10 protein-coding genes are annotated in these 14,901 nt (G+C 41.0%); 4 read left to right on the forward strand and 6 right to left on the reverse strand.

Annotated features, from left to right (window positions below; genetic code table 11):
• Positions 1–81: 81 nt before the first annotated feature.
• The gene (locus ACFQ1G_RS05605; RefSeq protein WP_380737424.1) at positions 82–1,797 is read right to left on the reverse strand and encodes a TonB-dependent receptor domain-containing protein; all 1,716 of its coding nucleotides are present in this window, start codon (positions 1,795–1,797) and stop codon (positions 82–84) included.
• A gap of 25 nt (positions 1,798–1,822) precedes the next feature.
• Positions 1,823–4,846 carry a tetratricopeptide repeat protein gene (locus tag ACFQ1G_RS05610; protein ID WP_380737426.1) on the reverse strand — a complete coding sequence of 1,008 codons (3,024 nt, stop codon included), beginning with the start codon at positions 4,844–4,846 and terminating at the stop codon, positions 1,823–1,825.
• A gap of 196 nt (positions 4,847–5,042) precedes the next feature.
• Here ACFQ1G_RS05610 and ACFQ1G_RS05615 point away from each other — a divergent pair, with 196 nt between their 5' ends.
• Complete coding sequence (locus ACFQ1G_RS05615; protein ID WP_380737428.1) at positions 5,043–5,726, forward strand: cell division ATP-binding protein FtsE; 684 nt, start codon at positions 5,043–5,045, stop codon at positions 5,724–5,726.
• Between the two features lie 200 nt (positions 5,727–5,926).
• Here the strand turns inward: ACFQ1G_RS05615 and ACFQ1G_RS05620 are convergent, their stop codons facing one another.
• The gene (locus ACFQ1G_RS05620) at positions 5,927–6,175 is read right to left on the reverse strand and encodes a uroporphyrinogen decarboxylase (protein ID WP_380737429.1); all 249 of its coding nucleotides are present in this window, start codon (positions 6,173–6,175) and stop codon (positions 5,927–5,929) included.
• A 78-nt stretch (positions 6,176–6,253) separates the two neighbouring features.
• Positions 6,254–8,053 (reverse strand): translational GTPase TypA, encoded by a 1,800-nt coding sequence (gene typA, locus ACFQ1G_RS05625; RefSeq protein ID WP_380737431.1) that lies wholly within the window; start codon positions 8,051–8,053, stop codon positions 6,254–6,256.
• A 306-nt stretch (positions 8,054–8,359) separates the two neighbouring features.
• Here typA and ACFQ1G_RS05630 point away from each other — a divergent pair, with 306 nt between their 5' ends.
• Entirely contained in the window at positions 8,360–8,947 is a 588-nt protein-coding gene (locus ACFQ1G_RS05630; protein ID WP_380737432.1) for a hypothetical protein, read from the forward strand.
• A 79-nt stretch (positions 8,948–9,026) separates the two neighbouring features.
• The gene (gene kdsA, locus ACFQ1G_RS05635; protein ID WP_380737434.1) at positions 9,027–9,845 is read left to right on the forward strand and encodes a 3-deoxy-8-phosphooctulonate synthase; all 819 of its coding nucleotides are present in this window, start codon (positions 9,027–9,029) and stop codon (positions 9,843–9,845) included.
• A 76-nt stretch (positions 9,846–9,921) separates the two neighbouring features.
• Here the strand turns inward: kdsA and ACFQ1G_RS05640 are convergent, their stop codons facing one another.
• Positions 9,922–12,474, reverse strand: a complete 2,553-nt coding sequence (locus ACFQ1G_RS05640) for an adenosylcobalamin-dependent ribonucleoside-diphosphate reductase (protein ID WP_380737436.1) — start codon at positions 12,472–12,474, stop codon at positions 9,922–9,924.
• Positions 12,475–12,778: 304 nt separating this feature from the next.
• Between ACFQ1G_RS05640 and ACFQ1G_RS05645 the strand changes: the two genes are divergently transcribed.
• The gene (locus ACFQ1G_RS05645; RefSeq protein ID WP_380737438.1) at positions 12,779–14,032 is read left to right on the forward strand and encodes a mechanosensitive ion channel; all 1,254 of its coding nucleotides are present in this window, start codon (positions 12,779–12,781) and stop codon (positions 14,030–14,032) included.
• Positions 14,033–14,063: 31 nt separating this feature from the next.
• On the opposite strand, the gene ACFQ1G_RS05650 is transcribed toward ACFQ1G_RS05645, so the two are convergent.
• Positions 14,064–14,900: an endonuclease/exonuclease/phosphatase family protein gene (locus ACFQ1G_RS05650; RefSeq protein ID WP_380737440.1), complete on the reverse strand. Its 837-nt coding sequence runs from the start codon at positions 14,898–14,900 to the stop codon at positions 14,064–14,066.
• Position 14,901: the final 1 nt, after the last annotated feature.

The following is a 14,901-nucleotide window of genomic DNA, read 5'->3' on the forward strand; positions in this document are numbered from 1 at the left end:
AGAAATAATTAACGTTAGACTTACGGCACAAAAAAACCGAACTCATAGAGTCCGGCTTTTTAAAAATCTCTTTTTCAACTCTTATCTTCCGAAGTCGAATTTATAGGTTGCTCCCGCCATAACCTGAAGCCCGTAAACCGGGTAATTTTTCCATTTTTCATAATTATCACCCAGCAGGTTCTTTCCTTTAGCAAAGATCGAAAGCCTGTCATTGAAGCGATATCCAAGATTTAAGTTCATGTCAAAATAACTGTCAAGAGTGGTAATATTTTCTTCGGGACTGAAGATATCATTCTGATACTCGACATCCTTTCTTTCCCCTATCAAGAAGAAGTTCGCGCCCGCAAACCAGTTTTTGGTAATCTGGTAATCAGCCAGAAGGTTTGCCTTAAAATTAGGCAGGTTCCAAACTTCAGATTGAACATCAGTATCATATACAAAATACTCTCCGTTCACTCGAAGGTTAAAACTGCTGTTCACATCAAAGCTGAGTTCCCCAAACGCTGAAACTGTTTTCACTTTATCGTAGACAACTCCAAAGGAGTTTACGTTGGCGTATGGCTCCTGATTGGCACCGGCAACAGGAGGATTAGCCACGAACATATGTTTCATATCTTCGGAAATAAGATTTCCCTTAAGATTAAAACTCACACTATTAGATAATTTCCCCTTAGCGCCAAGGTATGCATCATACTGTTGATCTGTTGGAGCTATGGCCAAAGTTGGGGACACGAATGGATTCTCCTTCGCAAAATTATAATAAGTATTTTGTTTCAATCCACCTTCAAGTCCGGCATAGGCAATAAAATAGTCTCCTGCCATTCTGTAACTGGCCGTAACCTGCGGATATACATATACAGAACCATCACTATTCTCAGTGTCAAGCCCATAATAGATCGCAGCTCCCAGATTCAGTGTCAGATCATCTCTAAGGATCAATAAGCCAGATGAAATTCCGGCATTCAGATAACCGTAATTTATTCCGTCTTCAACGAAAAGATCGCGGTCAAAAGATCCGTTTACATAGTCAAGCATTAAACTGGTATTCAAAAGCTCCCCTCCAATAGTCAATTCCATGGTAGGCTTAAAGGTCAAATGGTGTTCGGTAGAATTGAAGTCATCCCCAAAATACCTATACTTCGCTTTTGCCCTTTCGAAAAAGGAATCATCAAGGTTAACTTCCCCACCAACGTACACGCTGTAAAAGTTGTGCTGCGGATCAAAATCATAATTCTCACCCGGCCCCGGAGAAACTCCATACCAGTTATACAACTGATGCTCCACTCCAAAATCTGTATTCCATACAAGATCTCGCTGGCGGGATGAATAGTTCAGATTCAACTCTGTGTCATAATAATGGTCGTCTAGAACAACATCCTCGATATCTCCCTGAGCAGAGTTGTGAGTGAGGAATATTCCGAAGTTATCGGTCCTGTTCACTTCCAGGTTACTATAAAATTCAGCCAGAGCGCTGGTATATGAACCAAAGCCAAGCGTGATGTAGTTGTCATATACTTTTTGAGGGCTCTCCCGCTCCACACTAGCCGCACGACCTTTTGCAGGAGAAAACGTAGAAGCCACCGGTACCGAAAAAATACTGTAAGTAACGTTCTTCTTTTCCAGACTGATGGAATCTGTAATGGCAGGTTTCTCCTTGATCTTAAAGGCATCGCTCACACTTGGCGTGTAAGGTTTTACGACCACGATAGAATCACTTTTGATCTCCTGGGCGCTCAGAATACCTGCAAACAGAAATGATATAATAAATGCACTGTTCCTTAATGAGTTGAATTTCATGGGAAGGCTTGGTTTTTTATGAGAATTAATTGTTGGTTGGTTCTACGGAAGCATTGGTCCTGGCTTCCTTGGCTTTGATGCGGGCAAGTTCTGTTCTGGCTTCTTTTACCACTTCAGGGAACTGACCAAAATTCTTGATCACATTATCCAGAATGTAAGTAGCCTGGTAGGCATCTCCTAACTGGTCAAAGTTTTTACCCATCAATACGAGCCCTTTTGCTCCGTACAATTTATAACCGGAATACTCTTTCGCAAGTTTTTGCACCGCGTCGTTTGAAGCTTTATAGTTTCCGTTCTTATGTTTAAAGTAAGCATCATAGTAAAGTGCTTCAGCGGCAAGCTCTCCCGAAGCCGACTTCATTACTTCGGCGTAGGCTTGTTGGGCCCGGGCCTCGTTTCCTGTTCTAATGGCAGCGCGGGCAATGATCACCTGCGCGTCATTCTTAGCAGTTTTCTCAGCTGCAGGATTAGCAAGTACCTTTTCGGCGTAACTCACAGCTTCAGAATACCTGTCTTCCTGCAAATAAGATTTCATCAAGTTTGACTGGGCAAAAATGACATTCTGAGAATAAGCCGCTTCGGTCTCTAATTGCTTCAGCACCGGGATAGCTTCGGAATAATTTTGCTGGTCAAGATATACTTCGGCTAAACGAGCGAGCGCCTGTTCATTAAATTCACTTCCTCCCCTGTAGATCACAAACTTGTAATGAGGGATACTTTTAGCTTTATTCCCATCTCTGAAGTATAACTGAGCGAGGTAGAAATTGGCTTCGAGAGAATGTAAACCGTTCGGGAAAGATTGGATGTATTTTTCAAGAGCAACTCTCGCTTTTTCTGAATTGTTTTCCCTGTATTGCTTATCGGCAGCCTCAAAAGTGGTATTATCAAGATCAGCATCTGTAATCTCGACAAAATCCAGGTTTTTCACCCAGGCAGCATATTCGTCGATTCGCCCTAGATCAATATAAACCAACCTGGCAGTTTGAACTGCCTGTGCCGCTTCGGGAGAATTGGGATAATCCGTCACCACTCTTTTCATTTTGTCTAAAGCCTGGTTTCCCTGATCCCGGTTATAGTAAATAAGCCCTTGCTTCAGCAGCGCTTTTGGCACCAAGGAGCTTCCCGGAACTTCTCTCACCAGCCTGTCATAGGCATCCATGGCCCTAGAAGTATTGTTCATGGCCACATACGTGTTCCCGAGTTCGTAAGATGCGTCGTCACGATAGGAAGAACGCGGATACCTGTTAAGGAAATCTCCTAATGCTTCGATCTTACTCTCATTACGGTTCACAAACCCATAACTAATGGCCTTTTGAAAAGCTGCATAATCGTTTTGAGTTCCGTTCATTGAAATAGCAGAATTATAGGCTTCCATTGCCGGCCAGTAGCTGCTGTTCACAAAATAACTGTCTCCCAGCCGCACAAAAGCATCATTTCTTCTCGAGTCATCGTTGGCTGCATTGTTGGCGTATCTTTTGAAATATTCAATTGCCCGGTCGTATTCCCGTTGCTTGAAATAGGCATACCCGATATTGTAATCCAGGTTTTCTCGTTCCGCTGAATTCTTTGCACCGCTCATTCCGCTGAATTCTCTATACCCGATAAGGGCTTCCCGGAAATTGTTCAGGTTGAAATCACTCTCTGCTTTCCAGAAGGTCGCTAAAGCTGTGAAACGAGGATCTCTTCTCTCGCTTAAAGCTTTTCCGAAGAATTCATTCGCCTCACGGAAGTTCCCTTCGTTGAATAATTCTATCCCTCTGTAAAGTGCTACCTGCTGATAAACGACGTTGTTTTGGAAATTTCGGTTCCCCTGAAGCAATCTCATCGCCTCCTCATAATTTTTAGTGGTAATGAAGGAATTGATCAGCAACTCATTGATCTCCTCTTTTGCAGAAGAATTCGGGTATTGCTCCAAATAGTTCATCAACACTTCGGGAACGCTGGCATAGTTATTACCTATCTCATAACTAAGTTTCGCGTAATTAAGAGCCGCATCTGCCTGGATCTCCTTATTGAAATCCATCTCACTCGCATTTTTGAACGCGTTTAGAGCTTCCTGTTTTTTATCGGTCTTTAAATAAGATTGAGCCAGGTGATAATAGGCATTCTGCGCAACAGCGTTTTTACCGTCTATAATTTTATTGAACTCAGAAATGGCTTTTTCGTAATCTCCCTGCTGGAAATAAGCATAGCCTAACTGGTAGTAATCTGTATTGTTCCATCTTCCGCGCTGTCCTTTATACTCGGTCAGGTATGGAATCGCTTTTTCATATTGCCCCAGGTTAAAATAGCTTTCCCCAATGATCTTGTTCAGCTCACTTTGATCTTTGCGGTCAGCCTTCGGAAGTTGTTCCAAACCGAGTTGGATCGCCTTTTCAAAATTCCCTTGCTTGAAGTTCATATCGCTCTGGAAGTAAGAAAGGTCTTCCTGGTAGCGCTCCTCCTGTTTTACATCTTCAAAAAGCTCGTTGGCTTCCCGATAATCATCACCTTCATAGGCCATAAATCCGAGGTAATACTTTGCCTGAGACCCATATTTCTTTGAGTTTTTAACCTTCGATAAGTATTCTTTAGCTTCATCGAACTTATTTCCTTTAAAATAGGAATAACCGTTATTGAAGTTAAAACGTTCTTTTTCAGCCCTGCTCAGGTTGTCCTGGTCAACTGTATCATACCATTTTCTGGCAAGAGAATATTTCCCTGTTTCAAAGTAATAATCGGCCACATCCAAGAAGGCCGCGTTGGTCTTGGTGCTGGTCGGGTACCGTTCCACAAATTCTTCCATGAGCTCATCTGCACCCGGCTGGTTAAGGCGTATGGCAGCATTGGCTATATAATATGCGCAGTTCGCTTTGATCCTTTCGTCATCTATTTCGTCCTGTACTTCATCAAACAAGGTTTGGGCGGCCAGGTACTGACTTCCGTTATAAAGTTCCAGTGCACGATTATAGTCTGCCAGCTCTGTGGTATGAAGAGCAGTTTGCTGAGGAAAAACGGAAATACTTAGGAAAAGGAAAACAACAAAAAGGTAAGTTTTGCTATGTGTCATTCGAGGGTTTAGTTTTGTTGATGATACCAAAGATATAAGAATCTCTTTGGTAATAACGCCTATCTGCCAAGATAAATTATATGCATTTATCAAATGATCCTTCAATTTTCTGCGGAAAAATCCTTTAAGAATTATAAGTCTAGTCCTAATATTTACGTTCTCTTTCTTACTTTTACCTCACAAAAACCGACTTTTCATGGCCAATACGGTGTTACACCTCAAAGACGCTTCCATCTACCAAAGGGAGAGCCTCATACTTTCTGAAGTCAATATCGAGATCGAAAAAGGGGAATTCGTCTACCTGATCGGAAAAACAGGAACCGGAAAAAGTAGTTTTATGAAAACGCTTTACGGAGATCTTCCACTTTCAGAAGGTGAAGGCAGTATTGTAGATTATAACCTCAGGACCCTGAAAGAAAAAGATATTCCGTTCCTTCGAAGGAAACTGGGAGTTGTTTTCCAGGATTTCAAACTATTGAATGACCGCAACGTTAAAGATAATCTCTTATTTGTCCTGAAAGCGACCGGCTGGAAAGACAAGGCTGCCATGGACAAAAAGATCGAGGAAGTTCTCAACAAGGTAGGAATGGGCACTAAAGGATTTAAAAATCCATACCAGCTTTCTGGAGGGGAACAGCAAAGAATCGCCATCGCGAGGGCGCTTCTCAATGACCCTGAATTGATCCTGGCCGATGAGCCTACAGGTAACCTGGATCCCCAGACATCTGTTGAAGTTATGGAAGTACTCCAGGAGATCAGTAAAAATGGTAAGACCATTCTGATGGCTACCCATGACTATGCGCTACTTCTGAAATACCCTTCCAAAACCCTGAAATGTGACGGGCAAAAGGTATTTGAGGTAGTTCAAAAAACGGTGTAGAAATAAGTTTTCTGTGTCATTCTGAACTAAGCAACGCGAAGTGAAGAATCTCTTTTTTTCGGCACACTGTCCCGAAGTTTCGGGAGTTTCAGGGTCTACTCAATAAGATGCGGAAATAAATTCAGCATAACGTTTTTAAATAAAAAACCCTTTCAAAAAATACATTTTGAAAGGGTTTTTTTTGTTCTTCAGATAAAAACCTAAGCTTCTTTCGGAGCAGTGTTTTTCTTGCTGATAAACAGGTAATATAAGTTTACCAGAATGATCGCGGCATTGGTAATGATAATTGGCCAGGAATTCAATAGTATTCCGTAGACCACAAAGAACATACAGCCCAGGGTATTTACATATCTCAAGGTGGTAATGTTTCGCATAAGGAATGACATCAACACAAAAAGCGACGCCAGGTACCCAAACCATTCCACGTATGATATTCCAAGTATTTCCATAATTAAGGTCTAAAAATTAAAAGCTGTCAAATTTAGAACTTTCATTCTTTATCTGACAGCTTTTTAAAAATTCAAAAACTATATAGTCTTATTTCTTTTTCTGTCGTTTTCGGTAAGATAGATCTTTCTAAGACGAAGGTGGTTTGGAGTAACCTCAACATATTCGTCTTTCTGGATGTATTCCAAAGCCTCTTCCAACGAGAATTTAATAGCAGGAACGATCTTCGCCTTATCATCTGCTCCAGATGAACGTACGTTAGAAAGTTTCTTGGTCTTGGTAATGTTCACCACCATATCATCCTGACGGGAGTTCTCACCAATCACCTGTCCTTCGTAAATATCCTCTCCCGGATCAACAAAGAATTTACCTCTATCCTGAAGTTTATCGATAGAATAAGGAATTGCTTTTCCTTTTTCCATAGAAACCAAAGATCCGTTTTGGCGCTCTGGAATTCCACCTTTCAACGGCTGATATTCTTTATAACGGTGAGCCATGATTGCTTCACCTGCAGTCGCGGTCAATAACTGGTTACGTAAACCAATGATTCCACGAGAAGGGATCTGGAACTGAATGGTCATCCTGTCTCCTTTTCCTTCCATGCTTAACATTTCACCTTTACGCATAGTCACCATTTCAACCGCTTTTCCTGAAACATCTTCAGGAAGGTCAATGGTAAGCTCTTCAATAGGCTCACATTTAACTCCGTCAATTTCTTTAATGATAACCTGAGGCTGCCCAATCTGAAGTTCATAACCTTCACGGCGCATGGTCTCGATAAGTACAGATAAGTGAAGTACCCCACGCCCGAAGACCATGAATTTATCGGCACTATCGGTCTCCTCTACTCTAAGAGCAAGGTTCTTTTCAAGCTCCTTCATCAGGCGATCCTTGATGTGCCTGGAAGTAACGAATTTTCCGTCTTTTCCAAAGAAAGGGGAATCGTTGATCGTGAATAACATGCTCATTGTAGGCTCATCGATCGCGATGGTCTTCAATCCTTGCGGATTTTCAATATCTGCAACCGTGTCCCCGATCTCAAATCCTTCAAGTCCAACCAGGGCACAAATGTCTCCTGCCTGTACTTCTTCAACTTTTCTACGGCCTAAACCTTCAAAAGTATGAAGTTCTTTGATTTTTGTCTTTTTAATAGTACCGTCACGCTTCACAAGAGAAACCTGCATTCCCTCTTTCAATGTCCCACGTTGAAGACGCCCAATTGCGATCCTTCCGGTGAACGATGAAAAGTCAAGGGAAGTGATCAACATCTGTGGTGTACCTTCCTCGATCTTTGGAGAAGGAATGTGCTCGATCACCATGTCAAGTAACGGTTCAATATTTTCAGTTTGATTTCTCCAGTCGTCACTCATCCAGTTATTCTTAGCTGAACCGTAAACGGTTGGAAAATCCAACTGCCATTCTTCTGCACCCAGTTCGAACATAAGGTCGAACACTTTTTCATGAACCTCTTCTGGAGTACAGTTTTCTTTATCTACTTTGTTTACCACCACACAAGGCTTAAGACCTAAATCGATGGCTTTTTGCAATACAAAACGAGTTTGCGGCATTGGACCTTCAAAAGCATCAACAAGAAGCAATACTCCGTCGGCCATATTCAATACTCTTTCAACCTCACCACCAAAATCGGCGTGACCAGGAGTATCGATAATATTAATTTTCGTGTCTTTATAAACTACGGAAACGTTCTTAGAAGTAATTGTGATCCCTCTTTCTCTTTCAAGATCATTGTTATCAAGGATCAAGTCTCCGGTATTTTCGTTTTCCCTGAAAAGTTGACAATGGTACATAATCTTATCTACCAACGTGGTCTTTCCGTGGTCAACGTGCGCGATAATCGCGATGTTTTTAATAGCTGTCATATAAACGCCTGATTTTTAAGGCTGCAAAGGTACGTTTATTTTTTGCGAAAAAAACAACCCCGACAGTTTTATTATTCCCCACCCGCAAAAGACATTCAAAAAATTGATTATCAGCAAATTAAACAACACCAAACCACTTAATTATAAAGGAATCGCTGTTAGGTTTTAAAAAATTGTCAAATTCATATATCTGTCAGAAAATAAAGAATTTAAGATTTCTCAAATACCTTTTAATCCTAAGATTTCGTAAATTTAAAGGATTAGAAATCAGAATCATACAAACCATAACCCCTAAAACCCGATGGTATGAAAAATATTAATTACAATAAATACATTTACTTTTTACTGATAGTACTGATATCAGGTGCCAGTATGGGACTTTATGGTCAGAAACCAGAACCGGCAAGCCTTGATTACCCTAATGTTCAAAAAGACATTGAGACCGTAAAAGCCACTATTAAAGCTTATGAGAACGGGAACTGGGAGCAACTACGCAATAACCTTGCAGAAGATGCTATGGTGTATAACCTGGGAAGTTTTGACAGTCTAACAGTTGACCAGACCGTAAATTACTGGAAAAAAGGCCGAGATTCGGCTATTCCAATGATTTCTGAAGATGGAATCTGGCTGGGTGTTGCAGTTTCTGAAGGCCCACGCGAAGGAAACTGGATTCTTCATTGGGGTAATAACACCCTTACTTACCCAAACGGGGAAACCATTAGTTTCCCTTACCACCTTGCCACTCATATGAAAGAGGACCAGATCGACCGGATCTATTTTTATTACGATAACGGAAGGATCATCCGCAGTTTAGGATATTCCATTGACCCACCTGTCAAAGAAGATGATGACGACGGCCTGGAAGATTTTGAAGGCTACAGGGAGAACGATTAGAAATTTCAATTTTTAGAAGATTTGTTAGCCGGGTATAAAGATTCTCAAAAAGGGTATCTTTGTACCCAAATTTTATTTTATGAAACTGGAAAAAATCCCTCAAATAAAACACGCTAATTCAGGAAACTTCTTCTTACTGGCAGGACCTTGCGCCATTGAAGGAGAAGAAATGGCCCTTAGAATTGCCGAAACTATCCTGAAGATCACAGATAAACTGGAGATTCCATTAATTTTCAAAGGCTCCTTCAAAAAAGCGAACCGAAGCCGTATTGACAGCTTCACGGGTATCGGCGATGAAAAAGCTTTAAAGATCCTGAGAAAAGTTTCCGAAACTTTTGAGGTTCCAACCGTGACAGATATTCACGAACGATCTGATGCTGCCATGGCCGCGGAATATGTTGATGTATTACAAATTCCGGCTTTCCTGGTAAGACAAACAGACCTTGTTGTTGCCGCAGCCGAAACCGGAAAGGTGGTTAACCTTAAAAAAGGTCAGTTCATGAGCCCTGAAAGTATGAAACATGCGGTAACCAAAGTAACCGACTGCAACAACGAACAGGTAATGGTAACAGACCGTGGAACCATGTTCGGATACCAGGATATGATCGTTGACTTCAGAGGAATTCCAACCATGCGACAATTCGCGCCAACTGTGCTTGATGTAACCCATTCTTTACAACAGCCTAATCAAAGCAGCGGAGTGACTGGGGGAAGACCTGATATGATCGAAACAATTGCCAGAGCTGGTATCGCTACCGGAGCTGACGGTATTTTTATTGAAACCCATTTCGATCCGGCTAACGCGAAAAGTGACGGTGCCAACATGCTCGACATTCAGTACCTCGAAAGACTATTGACGAATCTTACCGCCATCAGGAAGACCATCAATACTTTCTAGATCACAAAAAAGGAAATAATAAAAAACCCACTTCTTTCGAGTGGGTTTTTTCATTTTTATTGAGGGACAAAAAGTATTATCCACATTTAGAGTAACCACAGCTCTTACAAACCAGGCAACCTTCAGAGAAAATGATTCCTTCCGGATCACCACATTCTCCACATTCCTTGTCTGCCGCCGGAGTTCCGTCAGGCACAAATTGTTTCAATGCACGAACCACCCCTGCTTTCCAGGTATTGATGTTCTCATCCATCAAATTCAGGTTGTTGATAAGATCTACCACGTAAGGAATAGGCATTCCGTGACGCAATACCCCAGAGATCAATTTGGCGTAGTTCCAATATTCCTCATTGAAGGATCTTGAAAGCCCTTCAATTGTCACTTTATAACCATGCTTATCACAGAACTGGAAATCATATCTTGATCTCTCTTCCTCATCTCGATTCTTGATCACATATCCTTTTTCCACCCAGTTCGGAAGGTTGAACACATCTTCCATTTTCCCTGTAAAGATCTCATAAGGACGATCATGCAATAATCCTACAACCGCAAGCCATTTTTCATTTTCATTATTGAAACGTACGATCTTAGCTTCCAGTTTCTTCGGACGTTTTGGAGCAAAAGTTTCAGCGAACACTGATTCGTTCTCCTTTTTGTCTTTTTTATCTTCGGAAGAAACAAGGATTCCGCTTCTTGATCCGTCTCGGTAAACTGTGATCCCTTTAAGCCCTTGCCTCCATGATTCAATATAGATATCACTAACCTTTTCAAGACTTACATCTGTAGCCAAGTTGATGGTAGAACTAATGGAGTGAGTAGTGTATTTTTGAACAAGCGCCTGCATTTCCACGCGCTTATGCCAGTCAATTTCTGAAGCCGTAGCGCCAGCATACGGACTTTCTTCAATATTATCTTTCCCGGTAGCGTCCATCCAGGTTTTAACTTTTGGATGGTATACCGTGAACTCTTCAAAGGCATCACCGGTAGCATCTACAAATGCAACTTTGGCGTTCTTTTCTGAAGGATTTACTTTTCTTCTTCTCTTATAGGAAAGCATGAATACAGGCTCAATTCCTGAAGAAGTTTGTGCCAGCATACTTAGACTTCCGGTTGGAGCAACTGTACTGATGGAAATGTTCCTTCTTCCGAATTGCATCATTCTGGAATAGATCTCCGGAAATTCATTTTTCATCATCTGTACAAAATCTGACTTCTCCTCGATAGCCGGATCAAACACCTTGAATGGCTCTCTGGTGATGGCCATATCAATACTACTGTCAAACTCCCCACGGAATTTAGTTTGCATGATCTTATCAACTACTTCCAGAGCTTCATCAGTGTCAAACTTCACACCCAACGCAGCGACAGCATCGGCAAGAGCCGTAAATCCAAGTCCAGTTCTACGACCGTTCTTTCCGTTTTCTGCTAACAGCTTCCAGGTATCGATCTCATTCTTTTTAATGAAGTCAGGCTCAGAATCCTGATCGATTTTTCCAAGAATTCTTTCGACAGCTTCCAATTCCAGATCTACAAGATCATCCATCAAACGTTGAGTTTCATAGATCACTTTATAGAACTTCTCATGGTTAAAACTTGCATTTTCAGTAAACGGCTGATCAACAAAATTGTATAGGTTCACGGCGATCAAACGACAGGAATCTCCTCCCTGCATAGCGATCTCAGAACATGGATTTGTCGAGCTGTTCTTGAAACCAGGATAATAAGACGAGGTAGAATACGTATGTTGCTTATCCCAGAAGATCAGTCCAGGTTCTGCAGTATTGTGAGCGCATTTAATGATAGTATCCCAAAGTTCTTTTGCGCGAACAGTTCTGGTGTATTTAGGATCTGGGCTGTCAATCGGGAAACGCAAAGTGAAATCTGCATCTTCGGTCACGGCTTTCATGAACTCATCTGAAAGTCGGACTGAAATATTGGCTCCGGTCACCTTTTGAAGGTCCTGCTTGATGGTAATGAAATCCTCCACATCAGGGTGAGCCACATCAATGGTCAACATTAATGCTCCCCTTCTGCCGTTTTGAGCAACCTCCCTTGTGGTATTCGAGAAACGATCCATAAAAGAAACCGCTCCTGTAGTGGTTCCGGCCGCATTTGAAACAAGTGCATCCTTAGGACGAAGTCCGGAAAGGTCTACCCCAACTCCACATCTTCTTTTGAATAACTGAACGAGCTGTTGGTCTGTATAAAGAATCCCTCCATAAGAATCGTATACCGGTGGGACAACCACACAGTTCGAAAGCGAAGCGATCATTTGGTCATTCCCAAGTGCTGCCATGACACTTCCTTGGGGAATGCTGTATTTAAAATCTTTGAAAAGTTGAAAAATTCGCTCTTCGGTAAGAGATTCCCTTACTTTTCCGTACTCAGAAAGGTTTTCGACATTTCCGGCCTTATCAGCATATTTCGCTTCTACCCTGGCAAATTCCTTTGCCATACGCTGATGCATATCATTAGGTGATAATTCAAGAAAATTTCCGCTTTTATCCTTTACCGCATATTTATTAATCCAGGTAGTGGCAGCAAGCTCATCATTCTTGAAATATTTCAATGATTCTTTTAAGACTTCATCGTACGTATAAGTCTGAGTAGTAAATAATTCTTCAACCATGGCAGTTTAAATTTGTTTTAATAGAAAGAGTGATAAAGTTATTTTAAAAATTGACTTTTTGATTGCGGCCTTACACATTCTTATCAACCATTCATTGTTGAAAAATTTTCAATTTTTTTCTCGCGAATTTCTCATTTTTCGCCAGCCCTTGCTACTACTGATTTCAATCAAATTTTTGACCAAAACTATACTCTTTAGAAAACCTTAACATTCTGAAAAAATCACATAAACTCTTGTTAACCAGCTGGGGCTTAAGAGCTTTTTGACTTAAATTAATGTTCTAACCTTCTAAAAATTATGAAAAATGGAAAATCAACTCGAAGAGATCGGTAATAGCATTGCCGATTTTTTACCAGATCTTTTAGGCGCCCTGATCGTTCTCTTGATAGGCTGGCTAATTGCCAAAGGCATTAAAACATTAGTCGTTAAAATGCTCCGTAAAACATCCTGGGACGAACGCGTTTTCGGAAGGGATAATATAGAGGACACAAACGTTTTTGTAGGCAACATCCTCTATTACCTTATTATGGTGATCGTCTTATTGATCGTCCTCGAGATATTAGGTATTAGCGAAGTCCTTACTCCGCTGGAAAATATGCTGAATGAATTCCTGTTGTTTATCCCTAACTTAATTGGAGCAGCCCTTATAGCTTTTATTGGCTATGTTCTCGCTAAGTTCGTAGCGAACCTCATTAGGATAAGTGGAGGAATCCTCGACAAATGGATTGATAAAACCGGATTTAAAGACACAGATAAATTAGCTGACATTCTTAGAAAAGTAGTTTTTATCATCATTTTCATACCGTTTCTTATTCAGGCTTTCAATACCCTGCAGCTGGATGCCATTTCAGATCCTGCAAATGAAATTCTATATGGTTTCACCGAAATGATTGGTGAAATTATCATCGCTGCAGTGATCCTTCTTGTATTTATATGGGGTGGAAAATTCCTGGCAGACTTTCTTGAAGATCTTTTTAAAAGTCTCGGTTTAGATCGGGCTGCTGAAAAGATACAAATACACAATATGATAGGTACCGGCCAGTCCTTATCTAAACTGGTTGCTAACCTTATTTATTTTTTCCTTGTCTTCTTCGGAATTATTACGGCTGTAGAGATATTAGGACTTTCACGATTATCAGAAATTCTAAATGACATACTGGATGTTACCGGACAAATAATTTTCGGATTGATCATCCTGGCGATCGGAAATTATATCTCCTTATTGATCTATAATACCATGACCAGGTCTAACAAGAATAATTTCATTGCCAGCATTATTAGATGGGCTTCATTGGCACTTTTCATTGCCATCGCCCTAAGGACTATGGGAATCGCCAATGAGATCGTGGAACTTGCGTTCGGATTGATCCTTGGCGCCATTGCAGTAGCCGTAGCTCTAAGTTACGGACTGGGAGGCCGTGAGGCGGCTGGAGAACATTTCCGGGATATCATTAAAAAGCTGAGAGAAGAATCGGCAGATTATAAGACTGAAAAGAAAAAACTACCTCCGGCTGATGACAGGGATGAAACGAGGGATCATCGAAACCCTCCAATGTAAAACAAAAAAACCAGCCTTGAGCTGGTTTTTTTTATTTCAGTTTTAACTGTACCAGTACCGGTAAGTGATCTGAAGGATATTTTAAATCATATGAATCTGATAACACTCCATACTTCAGGATCTCGAAATCACCTTGAGAGGTAAAGATATAATCAATTCGACGTGTAACAGGCTCTGTGAAATTGTATGTATTGAATGTACCTTCCGGACCAAAAACGAGTTTTGCAATGCGTTTCGAATCATCCATTTTCCCGGAAAGGAGTTTGATTTCAGAAGTTTCAGGTTCGAGATTAAAATCCCCCATCAGGATAAACGGAAGATTTTCTTTATTCAATTCGTCGATCTTTGAAATGATAAGTCTGGTACTCTCTTCCCTCGCCCGGTCTCCCACATGGTCAAAATGAGTATTGAACACGAAAAACTTATCACCGGTCACCAAATCCTTTAATAATATATAGGTGCAGATCCTTGGATATGCCGCATCCCAGCCTTTTGAAACAATTTCCGGGGTTTCTGAAAGCCAGAAAGTTCCCTCCTCTATTAGTTGATATTTTTTTTTATTATAAAATATAGCAGTGTATTCCCCTTTATTTTGACCATCACGACCAACGCCTGAGAAATCATAGTCGGGAAGACCTTGCAGCAAAAACTTCAATTGCACTAGCTGAGCTTCCTGCACCCCTAAAATATCTGGCTCATAAAATGCAACTTGATTACGCAAATGCTCCTTTCTAAAAGACCAGCTGTTTTCCCCGTCATTCTCATTGGCATATTTAATATTATAGGTCATTACTTTCATCTGTCCGTATCCTGATAAGGTTCCGCCCAAAAACAGCAGCGAAAAAAACAATTTAGATAGCCTCTTCATC

Origin of the sequence: Salinimicrobium gaetbulicola, from assembly GCF_042676025.1 — a bacterium.
GTDB classification, from domain to species: Bacteria; Bacteroidota; Bacteroidia; order Flavobacteriales; family Flavobacteriaceae; genus Salinimicrobium; species Salinimicrobium gaetbulicola.

Excerpts from the sequence above, each read along its gene's own strand:
- ACFQ1G_RS05650 (WP_380737440.1), bottom strand. The coding sequence starts at position 14,900 with ATGAAGAGGCTATCTAAATTGTTTTTTTCGCTGCTGTTTTTGGGCGGA.
- ACFQ1G_RS05645 (WP_380737438.1), top strand. The coding sequence starts at position 12,779 with ATGGAAAATCAACTCGAAGAGATCGGTAATAGCATTGCCGATTTTTTA.
- ACFQ1G_RS05615 (WP_380737428.1), top strand. The coding sequence starts at position 5,043 with ATGGCCAATACGGTGTTACACCTCAAAGACGCTTCCATCTACCAAAGG.
- typA (WP_380737431.1), bottom strand. The coding sequence starts at position 8,053 with ATGACAGCTATTAAAAACATCGCGATTATCGCGCACGTTGACCACGGA.
- ACFQ1G_RS05630 (WP_380737432.1), top strand. The coding sequence starts at position 8,360 with ATGAAAAATATTAATTACAATAAATACATTTACTTTTTACTGATAGTA.
- ACFQ1G_RS05610 (WP_380737426.1), bottom strand. The coding sequence starts at position 4,846 with ATGACACATAGCAAAACTTACCTTTTTGTTGTTTTCCTTTTCCTAAGT.
- ACFQ1G_RS05620 (WP_380737429.1), bottom strand. The coding sequence starts at position 6,175 with ATGGAAATACTTGGAATATCATACGTGGAATGGTTTGGGTACCTGGCG.
- ACFQ1G_RS05640 (WP_380737436.1), bottom strand. The coding sequence starts at position 12,474 with ATGGTTGAAGAATTATTTACTACTCAGACTTATACGTACGATGAAGTC.
- ACFQ1G_RS05605 (WP_380737424.1), bottom strand. The coding sequence starts at position 1,797 with ATGAAATTCAACTCATTAAGGAACAGTGCATTTATTATATCATTTCTG.
- kdsA (WP_380737434.1), top strand. The coding sequence starts at position 9,027 with ATGAAACTGGAAAAAATCCCTCAAATAAAACACGCTAATTCAGGAAAC.